General features: G+C 42.9%; 11 protein-coding genes and 1 tRNA gene. 7 read left to right on the top strand and 5 right to left on the bottom strand.

The window, feature by feature from the left end:
- Nucleotides 1–5: 5 nt before the first annotated feature.
- From gmd to QFZ51_RS01465, 6 genes are all read left to right on the top strand, one after another.
- Nucleotides 6–1,118 (top strand): GDP-mannose 4,6-dehydratase, encoded by a 1,113-nt coding sequence (gmd, locus tag QFZ51_RS01490; RefSeq protein WP_429042476.1) that lies wholly within the window; start codon nt 6–8, stop codon nt 1,116–1,118.
- A complete protein-coding gene (gene fcl / locus QFZ51_RS01485) occupies nt 1,111–2,055 on the top strand; it encodes a GDP-L-fucose synthase (RefSeq protein ID WP_429042474.1) in 945 nt (314 codons plus the stop codon). Before gmd ends, fcl begins: the two co-directional genes overlap by 8 nt.
- Nucleotides 2,056–2,290: 235 nt before the next feature.
- Complete coding sequence (locus tag QFZ51_RS01480) at nt 2,291–4,183, top strand: cytochrome-c peroxidase (RefSeq protein ID WP_429042471.1); 1,893 nt, start codon at nt 2,291–2,293, stop codon at nt 4,181–4,183.
- A 71-nt stretch (nt 4,184–4,254) separates the two neighbouring features.
- On the top strand, nt 4,255–5,610 hold the full coding sequence (locus QFZ51_RS01475) for a N,N-dimethylformamidase beta subunit family domain-containing protein (RefSeq protein WP_370908540.1): 1,356 nt from the start codon (nt 4,255–4,257) through the stop codon (nt 5,608–5,610).
- 162 nt (nt 5,611–5,772) lie between these two features.
- On the top strand, nt 5,773–7,350 hold the full coding sequence (locus QFZ51_RS01470) for a hypothetical protein (protein WP_370908539.1): 1,578 nt from the start codon (nt 5,773–5,775) through the stop codon (nt 7,348–7,350).
- Between the two features lie 234 nt (nt 7,351–7,584).
- Nucleotides 7,585–9,486: an ABC-F family ATP-binding cassette domain-containing protein gene (locus QFZ51_RS01465; RefSeq protein WP_429042468.1), complete on the top strand. Its 1,902-nt coding sequence runs from the start codon at nt 7,585–7,587 to the stop codon at nt 9,484–9,486.
- Nucleotides 9,487–9,545: 59 nt separating this feature from the next.
- Here QFZ51_RS01465 and QFZ51_RS01460 read toward each other — a convergent pair whose 3' ends face one another.
- The 5 genes from QFZ51_RS01460 to QFZ51_RS01440 form a co-directional block, all read right to left on the bottom strand.
- Entirely contained in the window at nt 9,546–10,736 is a 1,191-nt protein-coding gene (locus QFZ51_RS01460) for a glycosyltransferase (RefSeq protein ID WP_429042466.1), read from the bottom strand.
- 4 nt (nt 10,737–10,740) lie between these two features.
- Nucleotides 10,741–11,853: a DegT/DnrJ/EryC1/StrS family aminotransferase gene (locus tag QFZ51_RS01455; protein WP_429042464.1), complete on the bottom strand. Its 1,113-nt coding sequence runs from the start codon at nt 11,851–11,853 to the stop codon at nt 10,741–10,743.
- 355 nt (nt 11,854–12,208) lie between these two features.
- A complete protein-coding gene (locus QFZ51_RS01450) occupies nt 12,209–13,609 on the bottom strand; it encodes a hypothetical protein (RefSeq protein WP_429042461.1) in 1,401 nt (466 codons plus the stop codon).
- A 166-nt stretch (nt 13,610–13,775) separates the two neighbouring features.
- Nucleotides 13,776–13,850, bottom strand: a tRNA-Arg gene (locus tag QFZ51_RS01445).
- A 49-nt stretch (nt 13,851–13,899) separates the two neighbouring features.
- Nucleotides 13,900–14,466, bottom strand: a complete 567-nt coding sequence (locus QFZ51_RS01440) for a MarC family protein (RefSeq protein ID WP_111579865.1) — start codon at nt 14,464–14,466, stop codon at nt 13,900–13,902.
- A gap of 88 nt (nt 14,467–14,554) precedes the next feature.
- On the opposite strand from QFZ51_RS01440, the gene QFZ51_RS01435 reads away from it, so the two are divergent.
- Nucleotides 14,555–15,139, top strand: coding sequence for a helix-turn-helix domain-containing protein (locus QFZ51_RS01435; protein ID WP_429042459.1), 585 nt, complete (start codon nt 14,555–14,557; stop codon nt 15,137–15,139).
- Nucleotides 15,140–15,183: the final 44 nt, after the last annotated feature.

Here is a 15,183-nt window from a genome sequence, read left to right as displayed (position 1 = left end):
CAATAATGAAAAAAGCTATTATAACTGGAATTACTGGCCAGGATGGAGCCTACCTGGCACAGTTACTTTTGGATAAGGGATATGAGGTTCATGGTATTAAAAGAAGGAGTTCCCTTTTTAATACAGACAGGATCGACCATATCTATCAGGACCCACATGAAAGAGGGGTCAGGCTTAAACTGCATTATGGGGATCTTACCGATTCCACCAATCTTATCCGTATCATCCAGGAAGTACAACCTGATGAAATTTACAACCTCGGCGCCATGAGCCATGTACAGGTTAGTTTTGAATCACCCGAATATACGGCAGATGCAGATGGGATTGGTACACTGCGGGTACTTGAGGCTGTTCGTTTGCTCGGCCTTACTAAAAAGACAAGGGTATACCAGGCATCCACCTCAGAATTATACGGGCTGGTTCAGGAAGTACCGCAATCTGAGAGAACACCCTTCTATCCCCGTTCTCCCTACGCCGTAGCTAAAATGTATGCATATTGGATTACTGTCAATTACCGCGAGGCTTATGATATGTTTGCCTGTAACGGTATATTGTTTAATCATGAAAGCCCTTTGAGAGGGGAAACTTTTGTGACCAGGAAAATAACCAGAGGCGTTGCCAAAATATCTCTCGGTATGCAGGAGAAGTTGTATATGGGAAATCTGGATGCTAAAAGAGATTGGGGACACGCTAAGGATTATGTGGAAGCGATGTACTTAATCCTTCAGCAAGACAGACCGGAAGATTTTGTGATAGCTACAGGAGTTACTAATACAGTGCGTGATTTTATTAAAATGGCCTTTTTAGAAGTAGGGATAGAAGTGGAATTTAAAGGTGCAGGTGTTGATGAGAAGGGAATAGTGAAACATGTTAACTCATCCGGTTCACTGCTTAAACCTGGCCAGGAAGTTATTGCCATTGACGAGCGCTATTTCAGACCCACAGAAGTGGAGCTGTTAATAGGAGATCCGGCAAAAGCGAAAAGACAGCTTAATTGGGAGCCCAAATATAACCTGGCTGCACTGGTAAAAGAAATGGTGGAAGCGGATGTTGAGCTGTTCAAACGTGAGAAATTATTAAAAGATTCGGGTTATAAAGTATTAAACCAGTTTGAGTAAGAAGATGCAAAAGGATAGTAAAATATATGTTGCAGGACATCGTGGTATGGTAGGCTCAGCAATCATGAGAAGATTGGCAGCTGCCGGATTTCACCATTTTATTACACGAACGTCTTCTGAATTGGATCTTCGTAATCAGCAGGCTGTAGCCACATTTTTTGAAAACGAGAAGCCCGAATACGTATTTCTTGCAGCAGCAAAGGTCGGTGGTATCGTAGCTAATAACACCTACCGGGGAGATTTTATTTATGAAAATCTGATGATCCAGAACAACGTGATCCATCATTCTTTTAAGGCAGGGGTAAAGAAGCTGATGTTCCTGGGATCTTCCTGTATTTACCCAAAAATGGCACCGCAGCCATTAAAGGAAGAATATTTGCTAACCGGTCCGTTGGAACCAACCAACGAGCCTTATGCCATAGCCAAGATTGCAGGCATTGAGATGTGTGACGCATACAGGGCGCAATATGGATGCAATTTTATCTCGGTAATGCCGACCAACCTATACGGCCCCAATGATAATTACGATTTGAATAATTCACATGTTTTACCTGCGCTGCTTCGAAAAATTCATGAAGCACACGTTAAGAGCGTACCGGAAGTAGTTATATGGGGAACCGGAACACCGAGACGGGAGTTTCTTCACGCGGATGATATGGCGGATGCTTGTTTCTACCTTATGGAGAACTATGATGAAAAAGGATTGGTTAATATTGGTGTTGGAGAAGATATCAGTATTGTAGATCTGGCAAAGCTGATTTGCGGGATTGTTGGCTACGAAGGTCAACTGAAATTTGACCATACCAAACCTGACGGCACTCCACGTAAATTGATGGATGTAAGTAAACTTCATTCTTATGGCTGGAAGGCAAATATAGAGCTGGAAACAGGTATAAAGAATGTTTACAGACAATTATTAGAAACCGGCTGGTCCTGACCGGCGGCTTTAACGGGATTTTTTTTGCTTAAAAAGTATTCCCTGTTAAATTTTGACAACAGTTTATGACCACCATCTTCCTTCCCGCTAAAATATGTTACCTATACCTGTAACTTTTCCTTTCCCAGGGCGTTTTAAATTTTAGCTGAGACGCTATGCCGTGAAAAAAGCGGGGTCTGGTTTAATATATCCTTTATCCTGAGGGTTGTATTGTTATTTCAGGAATCCAATATTTATGAATTTATCCCTAAAAGTAAGCTGCCTGTTGCTGTTTTCTTTTTTGCAGGCGTGTAACTGCGGTACCGGCACCATTGTAAAAACTGAAGAGGTACAATATTATTACCTCGAACACCTTAAGGGTACAGATGCAAAAGTAAAGGAATTGGATAGAGCAGTCAGAAATAAGGCTTCCCTTCCTCAGATCCGGGAACTATTCAGACAAGCCAGGCTGCACTATAAAAAGGTGGAGTTTCTAACAGCGTACTTAAATCCTGAATTGGCCAAAGTAATTAATGGCGCTCCAGTTCCTGAAGTGGAAGAAGAAGATAATGCCAATACCATTCAGCCCCCTGAGGGTTTTCAGGTGATAGAAGCATTATTGTACCCTGAATATAACAGTAAGGATAGCACTGAATTGTCGGGGCTGACAAAAGAACTTATTATAAGCTTACGACAAGCTATTTATATTTCTGAAAAAAAGCAACTCACAGACACTATAGTTTTTAAGGCACTTAGAAAGGAATTATTCCGGTCTTCTGTACTTGGACTTGCTGGATATGACACTCCGTTGAGCGGAAATGCTATACAGGAAGTTGCTTCGGTTTGGTCGTCATTCCATGATATTATTGCTATTTACAACGACGAGTTAGGTAAATCTGATCCTGCGGCGTGTAAGAAGATGAATAATCTTGTAGACAGTGGCATTGCTTATTTACAGCATAACCAGGATTTTGATTCATTCGATCGGCTGCATTTTTTTACGACGTATGCAAACCCTCTGGGGACAATGCTTGTAGGTGTGTTAAAGCAGGCAGGGATAGTGATAAGCGGTTCAAAAGAACTTGTGAGTACCTCAGCAGGGAGTCTCTTTGATAAGAATGCTTTCTCTTTTGATTTTTATATCAGTGATGAAGAAGAATATCCCGGTGAAGAAAAAGAGGCGCTTGGGCGCTATCTGTTTTTTGACCCGGCTCTTTCCGGAAATGGCAAACGTTCATGCGCCACCTGCCATCAGCCGGGGAAAGCATTTACAGATGGCTTTGCAAAAAGCCCGGCTATCAGTGGCCAGGTTTTCATAAACAGAAACACCATTACCTTGTTGAATGCAGGTATACAACCGGCACTATTCTATGATGCACGGGTAACTTACCTGGAGGACCAGATCTCCGACGTGTTGTCCAACCCCAACGAAATGCACGGTTCTATTGCAAAAACAATGGATGTAATACGTGGAAGTAAGGCATATACCGCACTTTTTAAGAAAGCTTTTCCCCGGTCGGCAGAGGCACTTACGCCATATCATCTGCAAAATGTAATTGCCACTTATATTAGATCCCTGACCAGCTTTAATTCGCCATTTGACAAATATATGCGCGGTGATCATTCGCAGTTAAACCCTGAGGAAATACATGGTTTTAATCTCTTTATGGGGAAAGCTAAATGTGGCACATGCCATTTTGCACCTTTATTTAATGGCTCGCTTCCTCCTGATTTTGCCAAGGCAGAGGTGGAAGTCATAGGTGTTCCCCGGTTTCCGGGATCAAGAGAGGTTGACGAAGACCGGGGACGCTACAACCTTTACCCGGCGGCCCCATACCTATATGCCTTCCGTACACCAACACTTAGAAATATTGCGCTTACTGCACCATACATGCATAACGGAATCTATTATACTTTGAAAGAAGTACTGGATTTTTATAATGATGGTGGAGGGATTGGACAGGGTATTGCGTTAGTAAATCAGACGCTCCCTCCGGAAAAGTTAAATCTTACAGAGGAAGAAAAACAAAGTATAATCTCTTTTCTAAAGAAATTAACAGATACCACTGCAGCCCATAAGTTACCAGTCGCGTTGCCTCCCCTGGATAGTGAACAGGCTGTATTCAGAAAAGTAAATCTGTATAATTGATATCCTTTGATGTCCGATTTTAAGTTTAGCTATTAGTAATCAAATTTCCTAACCCAAGCAATTGTTGCTTCATGTATCATCTGAAAATTAAGCAGGTAGCCGTGCTGGCTCTACTTACTGTTACTGCTGTTATTTATTCCTGTAAAAAGTCTTCCAACAACGAATCAGTAGCGCCACCAATACAACCCGGCGCAGATTCAGTTATTAGTGACGGTGCTATACTAAATGGTTATCCCGATAAGATGTCTTATTTCCCCGGAGATAGCGCTGCGCTCTTTATATCCACAGATAGTGTACATAAAAAGAAATCAGTTAACGTATATGACATGGCTGGTGACGTGAGTTTTGTTGTAAAAGTTGAGCAGTCATATCACCAAAGTCCTAAGGGAGAACTCCCATCAGAAGATGGTTTCCAATATGAACATCCCATTCGCTTCAGGATTCCAGCCAACGCGAAGACGGGCGTCTACCTGGTTGGTAAGAAAATTCCCTTTGTAATTAAATCAAAAGATGCTGCGGACTTTACAGTAGTATACCCATCCAACACCGAGAACGCCTACTCGGAATCCGGCAGGAGAAGTCTTTACACGCTTCCTGTAGCAAAGAAAGTTTCCTTTCTTCGACCTATCCGTTTTTCCGAATATGGTGGCCCCGGCTTCCTTAAATGGATGTTAACGCAAAACTATAAATACACGGTTATCTGCGACCAGGATCTGGAAAACTTCGATAACATAAAAGGCAAAATCCTGATCATTATTGGGCACAGTGAATACTGGTCAAGGCCAGCCAGACGGAACTTTGACAGGTTTGTAGCCGAAGGGAAGCATGCGTTGGTACTTTCCGGTAATGTAATGTGGTGGCAGGTTAGAGTGGACAGCCTGCAACATCAGCTTGTTTGTTATAAAGGATTGGGTGAACCCCCTATTGCCGATAGTCTGAAGACAATTTACTGGAAAGAATCAAAATTAAAATATCCTATTATCGCAAGTATTGGATGCGATTTTGACGGAGGTGGCTATGGCACTATTGCTAAGAATGATGGTTGGGAAGGATTTAAGGTAACCAGTCCCAATTCCCCTCTTTTTGCCGGTTTGGGTCTTAAAAAGGGGGATATTATCAGATGTCCCAGCAGAGAGTATGATGGCGCCCCTCTGACTGGTTTCGAGGCGGATGGCACACCGATTCTTAATACTAAACTGCTCAAATTTGAAAAAGTAGAATTATTGGGATATGATTTTGCTTTCAGAACAATAAAAACGGTGCCTACGGCTATTGTGTTTAAAAAAACGCCCGCATCCGGAACGGTTATCAATATACCGACCACCGACTGGTGTACCATGTATTCCTTTACACTGCCACGGATACCGCAAATCACTACCAATGCCATAAATGGGTTACTAAAAGACCAAAACATGTTTTCAAGGTAGTTTTCCTGTATCGGATTTATGAACAAAGACAGCCGGGTCCATTAGCGCTTCCGGCTGTCTTTGCTTTTCAGAAAGGTGGCTGCTAACTTAATTCTCATTTATAGTAGTGATACTAATGTGCTTAAAAGCATATATTTGCGTCTTGCAAGCACACATTAATACATGTTACATACAAAGATTGTTAAAGCCCTTTTCACTTTAAGTTGTCTCGCTATTAGTTTTGGATCATTTGCGCAGAGTGCCGGCAGACAGTTTTCCTTAGGCTTTTATAAAGCCACCGCTGATACCAATAGTTTCAGCTATCATTCTTCCCAACGGGACTACATGATACAACCAGAGTTTCAACTCCCCCAGGAAGATTCCACCAAGAAGAGAAGCTGGTTTCACCGTAAGCTCTTCAACGAACACCTGCTCCAGTATAGTACGGCAGACTATGATTTTTATGCCAGTTTTTTACCTGATCTGCTTATTGGGAATAGTTCTGATAATGGCACTACGTGGTTGAATACACGAGGTGTGATTGCCGGAGGACGTTTGGGGAAAAACTTTACATTTCGTACAGAGTTTTACGAGAACCAGGGCAAGTTTCCAGAGTACATTGATCGCTACGGTCGTCAAACGATGATTGTTCCGGGGCAGGGGCAATGGAAAGACTATAGCAATGGGAAAGCTTTTGACTTTGCGTATTCATCTGCCTTACTCAGTTATAAGGCGGGGAAATTTCTCGATTTCCAATTGGGATATGACAAAAATTTCATAGGCGACGGATACAGGTCCATGCTCCTTTCTGATAATTCGTTTAACTATCCCTTCCTTAAGGTAATAGCTAATGTAGGAAGAGTACAGTATACCACAATGTGGGCACAGTTTATTGATATGAAATATCCGAGGGCCTCATACGACAATGGCTATCGGAAAAAGTGGGGGGTGTTTAACTACCTCGACTGGAATGTATCAAAGAAAGTTACGATTGGCTTTTTCGAGGCTGTTATTTGGCAGGACTCCGATTCAACAGGAAAAAGAGGGTTTGATATGAGTTATCTCAATCCTATTGTTTTTCTGCGCCCGGTGGAATTCTCAGTAGGCTCTCCGGATAATGCACTCATGGGGCTGAATGTAAAATATGCACCTTCGGTTAATTCTACCATATATGGGCAGTTTTTGCTTGATGAATTTAAATTCAGTGAAATGACCAGTGGAAAAGGCTGGTGGGCAAATAAATTTGGAGGACAAATAGGGTTCCGTTCAAACAATATCTTTAAGGTGCCCAGGCTGAATGTTCTGACTGAAGTAAATGCAGCACGACCATATACTTACTCACAGCGGTCTACGTTAAACAACTACGGACATTATAATCAACCACTGGCACACCCAATGGGCGCTAATTTCATCGAGTGGGTTAATATCGCAGACTATCAATACCGTAGATGGTTCTTTAAAGGCGAATTAATGGTGGCAAAATATGGCCTGGATACTGCGGGTATAAATTATGGGAAAGATATTTTTAAGTCTTATAATACACGTAACGAAGATTACGGAAACCATATTGGTCAGGGCTTGAAAACTAATTTAACGTATGTTCAGGGCTCAGTAGCCTTTTTGCTCAATCCAAAATATAACTTGCGTTTGGAACTGTCTGTAACAGGTCGAAGAGAAAAAAATAGCCTGTACGACAACAAAGAGCTGATATTTCAGTTTGGCCTACGCAGTAGCTTCAGACAACTTTATTACGACTTCTGATGAAATTATATACAGACACAAGCCCTTCCGCACCAGCGCAAGGGCTTTTTTTATTTTTCATCGCAAAGAGGGGAGGATAATAATGGACAAAGGCCGAAATAACAATTTGTCGAAAAAAATGTCAGGTACAGGAAACCCTGATTATCCTGTAATGAATATACGAAAAAAATCATAATATCAAATACATAATCCCTGTTCCCTTCCAGTGTTGCCGATAATTTATAACTTCGCACCATGCATTACGTTACAGTAGAAGGGCTTACCAAATCTTTTGGAACCAAACCATTATTCAGGGATATTTCTTTTCATATCGAAGAAGGAGATAAAATAGCGCTGGTGGCGCTTAACGGAACAGGAAAATCCACCTTGCTCCGCATTTTATGCGGAAAGGATGTGCCCGACAGTGGGAAAGTCTGGATTCATAAAGACGTAACCGTTGTAATGTTGGAGCAACAATCCGACTTTGATCTCTCCAAAACCGTAATCGAAAACATCTTCAATCATAATAACCCGGTACTAAACGCTATCAAAGAGTATGAACTGCTTACAGAGGAAGGACACGAGCCTGATCTGGATAAGTTGACCGACTCCATTGCTAAAATGGACGAGTTGAACGCCTGGCATTTCGATACCAAAGTGAAACAGATATTAGGAAAACTTAATATCCATAACCTGGATCAACCAGTCGGCTCCCTTTCAGGCGGCCAGCAAAAAAGGGTAGCACTGGCTAAGGTGTTGATCGAGATTGGCTTCGAGCATAAACACGTATTGCTTATCATGGATGAGCCCACCAACCACCTGGACGTATCTATGATTGAGTGGCTGGAGAATTACCTGGATCAGGAAAAGGTAACGCTGCTGCTTGTTACGCACGACCGGTACTTCCTGGATAGCGTTTGTAACGAAGTCATGGAACTGGACCAGGAACAGCTTTTTATCTACAAAGGAGATTATGAAAATTATCTCGAAAAGAAGGCTGCCAGGGAAGAAAGCGAAAAATCAAGTGTGGACAAAGCCCGTAACCTTTACCGTAAGGAACTGGAATGGATGCGTAAACAGCCTAAAGCCCGTACCACCAAATCCAAATCCCGCCAGGATGCTTTTTATGAGGTAAAGGAAAAAGCCAGCACCAAAGTAGCTGACCAGCAACTGGAACTAAATGTGAAGATGACCCGCCTGGGCGGAAAAATCCTGGAGCTAAAGAAAGTCTATAAATCTTTTGGAGATCTGAAGATCCTGAAAGGGATGGATTATACCTTCAAAAAAGGAGAACGGGTAGGCATTGTTGGTAAAAACGGAGTTGGTAAATCTACCTTCCTGAATATGTTGTTGGGTACAGAACAGCCCGATTCCGGGAAGATCAATATCGGGGAAACCATTGTGTTTGGTAATTATTCCCAAACGGGTCTGGTGGTAAAAGAAGATATGCGGGTGATAGAGTTCGTAAAGAATATTGCCGAGAACTTCCCATTAGCAGATGGCACTAAAGTAAGCGCCGCACAATTCCTGGAGCTATTTCTGTTCCCGGCGGAAAAGCAATACACCTACATCTCAAAACTGAGCGGTGGTGAGAAAAGAAGGTTGCACCTGTTATCGATCTTATTCCGCAATCCAAACTTCCTGGTATTGGATGAACCTACCAATGATCTCGATTTACCAACCCTTAGCATCCTGGAAAGTTTCTTACAGGAATTTCAGGGTTGTGTAATCATTGTGAGCCACGACCGGTATTTTATGGATAAACTGGTGGAGCACTTGTTTGTTTTTGAAGGAGATGGCGAAATCCGCGATTATCCTGGCAACTATACTCAGTACCGTGAATGGCAGAAGGAAGAAGACAAGAAAAAGACCATTGTACCTAAAAAAGAAGCGGTACCAGAACCCATGGTAACAGTGACTCCTGTTGTAGAGAACAAAGGCCGCAAGATGTCTTTTAAGGAGAGACGGGAACTGGAGCTGCTGGAGAAAGAGATGGAGCAACTGGAAACAGAAAAGAAAAGAATTGAAGCCTCTTTGTCAAGTGGAGAATTGCCCTTTGATAAGATGGAACCCCTGACCCACCGGATTGGTGAAATTATTCAATTACTGGATGAGAAGGGAATGCGTTGGCTGGAGCTGAGTGAAATAAATGGATAATAGCGCCATTATCTATAGAGGAGGACTGATATCTTCCTCTATAGATAAAATAAAGGTCATCAGATCGAATCAATAAGTGCTGAAAGAACATCTCCCAATATGCTTATCCTTTGTGCTGTTTCTTCTTCCAGTTTATTAACGTCTAATTTCCAATGGCTGCTTTTATGTTGTTCAAGCACCGTTTTCATTTTATCTGCGAGGTCAGCATGATTATTTACCTGGAAAAAAGTTACCAGCGGATCATTGATTTCTTTATTAATATCTATATCAGAGATGATGGCTGGCTTTGAAAAGGCAATAGCGTCATAGGTAGCTCCGCCACCGGGTCCACCTTCGAAAAGAGTGGGCTGTATCAGCGCTACTGAATGCAATAACAGCTGGATCTGATCGGGCTTTGAAATGTACCCCAGGAAAAATACGTTGTCTTCAATTCCTAAATCCCGGATTTCTTTTTTCAGCGAGTCAAAATAATCAGCGCGCCTGGAATCACCGGTATCACCTGTGCAGACAATAGCAATCCGGTCATTCGATATGGAATGTAAAATGTGCAGGGCACGGAAAGCTGTAATATGTGATTTGTGTATCCAGAACTGGTTGGAGATGATGAAATACTTATCAGGTAAGGCATACCGTTGCTTTATCTCCGTAAAATCACTGCTAAGTAATTGCCTGTTGAACAAAGGCGTAAAAGGAAGATTGGTGACTTTGGCAGTACTGTCCGGATAAAACTTTTCAATATCTTTTTTTACTGCGTATGAGTTTACAATTACATTTTTGGCGGTGTGTACAGTGTTGCCAAATTGTACTTGCCGGTGTTTAATTTCTTCAGGGGTGAAAAACTGTGTAAGATATTCATGCTGGAAATCGTAGATGTAGCCCACCCAGGGAATATCAATATCCGGGTTTACAGCCTCTATGCAGGGAATGAGCAGGTCAATACGGTGTTGCTTTACGGCTTTCTTTAAGCTTTTCTTATAGGTAACACTTTTCGCTTCCTGGCTAAACTCCTTAAATAAATTCCGGTGATCGCTGAATTGCCTGGGGGCATTATTTTTTTTATTTGCGGTTAAACTGAAATGTGACAAACTTCTTCTTACTCTATCCCTGAAGCTTAAATGATCAGGTAGTAATATGACTACCTCATATTTCTTTGTAGCAAGAATACTTCGAATGATCATCCTGAGAAAATCAATTCCACCTCCCCATCCGATAAAGCCTGCAGCATGTATGCCTATTTTCCTTTTCTGCATAACCTCAAACGGTTTCCCTGTTTTTATAATAGTCAAGAATGAGATTAGAGATGTAGGTGATCTCTTCAAAAGTCAGTTCAGGGAAGCTTGGAAGATTGATACCTCTCCAGCCTAAGTCTTCGGCTATGATATGTCGTTCATATTTACCGGAGTACATCGGCATGGTGTGGGCGGGATAAAAGAGTGGTCTTGTTTCAACGCCGGCCTTTTTAAGGACGTCCCGCAATTCGTCCCGTTCATCGGCATTTTTTACCAGGATGGAGCACATCCAATAGGAATGAAAAGCATTTTCAGCTTCGGCATGAAAAGTAACACTGCTGCCGTTAAAGACATTTTGGTATGCTTTTGCAATTTCTCTTTTTCGGGTGATGATTTCTTCCACCCTTGATAGCTGTGCCACTCCGATAGCCGCACAGATGTTTGTCATGCGGTAATTATAGCCGATCACATCGTGCCAATACTCCCGGTGCTTAGCCAGCCCTTGCCCTTTGAAATGCACCATGCGGTCGTAAAGGGTCTGGTCGTTTGTTACTACCATGCCACCTTCGCCTGTCGTGATTGTTTTATTACCGAAGAAACTGAAGGTAGAAATATCGCCAAAGGTGCCGGCATACTTGTTTTTGTATTTACTGCCAATGGCTTCTGCGCAGTCTTCTATGAGAAAAAGGTCATGCGCTTTACATATAGCAGCCAGTGTATCCATTTCACAGGGATGTCCGTACAAATGAACCGCAATCACTGCTTTGGTTTTGCTGGTGATCTTTTTCTTCACGTCTGCCGGGCTGATCTGCCAGGTTTCCGCTACTGAATCAACGAAAACGGGTGTGGCGCCGGTATAGGCGATGGCGTTTACAGATGCGATGTAGGTTAAAGTAGGTACTATCACTTCATCTCCGCTGCCAATACCCAATGCTACCAATGCCAGGTGCAGCGCAACGGTGCCGTTACAAACAGCTGCTGCATGATCCATACCTAAATAGTCAGCAAACCCCTTTTCAAATTCGGTGATGAATTTTCCTTTTGATGAAATCCAGGTAGAGTCCAAACACTCGAGCACATTTTTCTTTTCCAGTTCTCCTAAAGAAGGTCGGTAAACAGGTATTTTATAATTATTCATGGATAATTATTATCAGGATGAATGATTTTAACCGGCATTCAGCGCCCAATTAGCGCTTTATGGATTTCCGCGGCTTAATGAAATTCAGGATATACATTTACTTCTAAAAATCCCCTGAAAATCGCTTGCAAAGCTAAACATTAACATACAAATAAACGCTTTCCTGCTGTAAAAATCGCTTTGTTGAATATGTTTTTTATTATATGCAATGCTTCACGAATGCAGTGGCAAGTCTCGATTTTCAGCACCGGGCATAGAGAGGTAAGACTTTCCGTTATGGAAGGGTTATAAAAATAAACTACCGGCAATCCTGGAAGTTGCCGGTAGCTTACAGATTAATAGTATGTCCTGGTAATTATGGATGAACAGGGAGTTTTTCCTGCTGCTTCTTCCATTCTTCCAACGCCGTGATCTTCTTATTCTGTTCTATCAGGTACAACGTTAATTCCTCTACTTTCGCCAGTAACTTCTTATTCATCTCTCCTACATCTATACCTTCTTTTTCTACTTCGGCTGCAGAAGGAATGCCTTCCAGGTGCTGGTTAGAGCGCACATAGCGTTCTACTTCCGCTAAAGAAGGAAGCTGATAACTTTGATGGAATACATAATCTGCCCAACCAGCCTGGGTTACTTTTACCCGCTGGGCGGTAATGGTGCCTTTAACGGAAAGCTCCGACTGTGGAGTATATGTTCCGATGCCAACGCCAACATCGGTAATAATGAGCGTTTTTTGATTATTTGCTGTGGTACCTCCAACAAGCAGCACGGGTAGATATTTCGTGGCTCCGGGTGTCCGGTCAAATCCAATGAAGGATGCCCGTCCGCCAGACATCCCTATTTCTGCAGCAGGGCCGGTTCCGTTGGCGGTATACCAACCTTTAAACCTGCCTTGTCCTTCCCAATCGGTTGCTCCCATGCCATCAATTCTGCCAATCTGCGTAATACCTCCATAAAATTTAAAGCCCTGGGTGTTTAAAGCTGCAGGGATGCCAAACCACATATGACTATTTTCCATCCCGATGTCCCAGCCGGAAGTAGTAGCATTCAATGGGGAATTCCACAAAATAACTTTACTGCCAATGCTCCTCGTGGTAAAAGAGGGTCCGGCCAAGCCCACTGCATTGAAGCTTATATTATTGGAAGTTGCATTATTCAACAACAAGCCGTATCCCATCGTAACTAATCCATTGGCATTAATACGCATTCTCTCCGGCTGTGATGTACCACCACCGCCTATCCCTGTATGGAATGACATTTCACCGGGAGTGGTGCTGTATCCGCCACCACGAAGATCTATTTCTGCGCCGCGAAGGCTGTTAACGCTGGCCGCGCCGGCGAAAATGCTTAACGCCCCGGCACTATTATTCGTATTAATAATGTTGGTGGCGAGAAAACCAGGGATGGTTACATTTCCGGTTGCCCTTTCTATAGCCAATCCGGTTCCCAGGAAAGCACCGGTGTTTGAATACCGGAATATTCTGAAGTCGGCCCCCGCATCAGAAGCCCCCTCAGCCCCAATAAAGGCTTGGGTCCATCTGAGATTAGCAGGCGTATTGCCGTCGCCGGTGAACATATGGAAGTGGGCCGTTCCTGTGGCACTTGTACCCGCCGTTGTTTTCAAGGTGTTAGATTGCGCTGTTCCGGAAATGTAAAAATTTGACGAAGGCTGCAGCGTAGTCTGATTGTTAATATAGGTTTGCGCGTGACCTATAGACACGATACCTGTTAGCAATAACAGCGATGATAATGTTTTCATAGATTAAATCAGGGATGGGTTAATCGTTAAATCCGGTACTTTAATTTTTCAGGTGACCGGTGTCGTCCGAAGTTAATAAATGATTCAGATATTGCAAACTTCAAAAAGCTGCTGGGATCAAATGAAAAACGCCCAATTCCAGTTATACTGCAATTGGGCGTTGATGTGGTAGCCTCGTCAAGAATCGAACTTGAATCTGGAGCTTCGGAAACTCTTATACTATCCATTGTACTACGAGGCCATAAAACTCGCGCAAATCTACATTTTCTAATGTAGAATCCCAAATTGCATTAAAGATTGATATTACTTTTAAAGATTTTTACGGCAATAGCCAGCAGGATCACCCCGAAAAATTTACGGAGGACCATCAGCCCGGCCTTGCCCAGCAAGCGTTCTATATAGTTCAGGCTACGGAGCACGAGGTATATGATCACCAGGTTGAGGCAGATGCCTGCCAGGATATTATATTGTCCGAAGTTGGCCTTGAGCGACATAATCGTGGTCAGGGTACCGGATCCGGCGATCAGCGGAAAGGCTATAGGTACCACGCTGCCGGCTTTGGCATCAGGGTCTGTTTTAAAAAACTCCAGCCCCAGGATCATTTCCAGCCCGATTACAAATATTACGATAGAACCCGCTACAGCAAAGGAGTGTACGTCTACGCTCAAAAGTTTAAGGAAAGGTTCCCCTACCAGCAGGAATAGAATCATCAGGAAACCCGATGCCAGCGTGGCTTTGCCGGCATCTATATGTCCGAGCTTTTCCTTCAGGGACACCAGTACCGGGATAGAGCCAACAATATCAATCACTGCAAATAACGTAAAGGTAATGGCCAGAATTTGGTCGATGCTGAACATGAATGCTATTTTGTGTAAATATAGGGAGATTGATGAACGTTTTTATCCTGGCCGCTTTCTGCTTATATTTGTTTTAATTACGTTTAGTATGACAGAGGATATCATCATTCAGATCAGTAATAAGATCAAAGAAAAGAGAAAGGCAAAAGGAATTACCATCCAGGAGCTGGCCGACAGGGCCGAGGTGAGTAAAGGGCTGATATCCCAGATAGAGAATAACAGAACAGTACCCTCCCTGCTGGTACTCATTAATATTATCAAGGCCCTCCGGCTGGATATGAACGAGTTCTTCAACGAAATCGATCAGCAAACCCAAAGCGCAAAAGTCATCATCAAACAAAAAGCCGCCTACCAGGAGTTTGAAAAAGAACCCGCCAAAGGATTTGTTTATAAAAGGGTGCTCACCAAAAATGTAAAGAATTTCCCGGTAGATATCGTGCTGCTGGAACTGAAAAAAGGCGCCCACCGCTCACAGACAGTAAAAACTGATGCCTATGAGTATAAATATATTATCAAAGGCACCGTTGAATACCTCATCGATAACGAAAAATACGTGCTGGAAGAAGGCGACTCCCTCTTCTTCGACGGCCGCCTCGGACACAAACCCCGCAACATAGGCCAGGACAATGCACAGATCCTGGTCGTATATTTCTTCCTCGACAACGACAAATAAGGATTACAAATACTTAACATTAAATTTAGTATAGGTTAACATTC

It is taken from the genome of Chitinophaga sp. W3I9, assembly GCF_050434025.1.
Taxonomy (GTDB): domain Bacteria; phylum Bacteroidota; class Bacteroidia; order Chitinophagales; family Chitinophagaceae; genus Chitinophaga.
The sequence above is the reverse complement of the archived record's forward strand: the minus strand, read 5'-3'. Positions and strand labels throughout refer to the sequence as shown.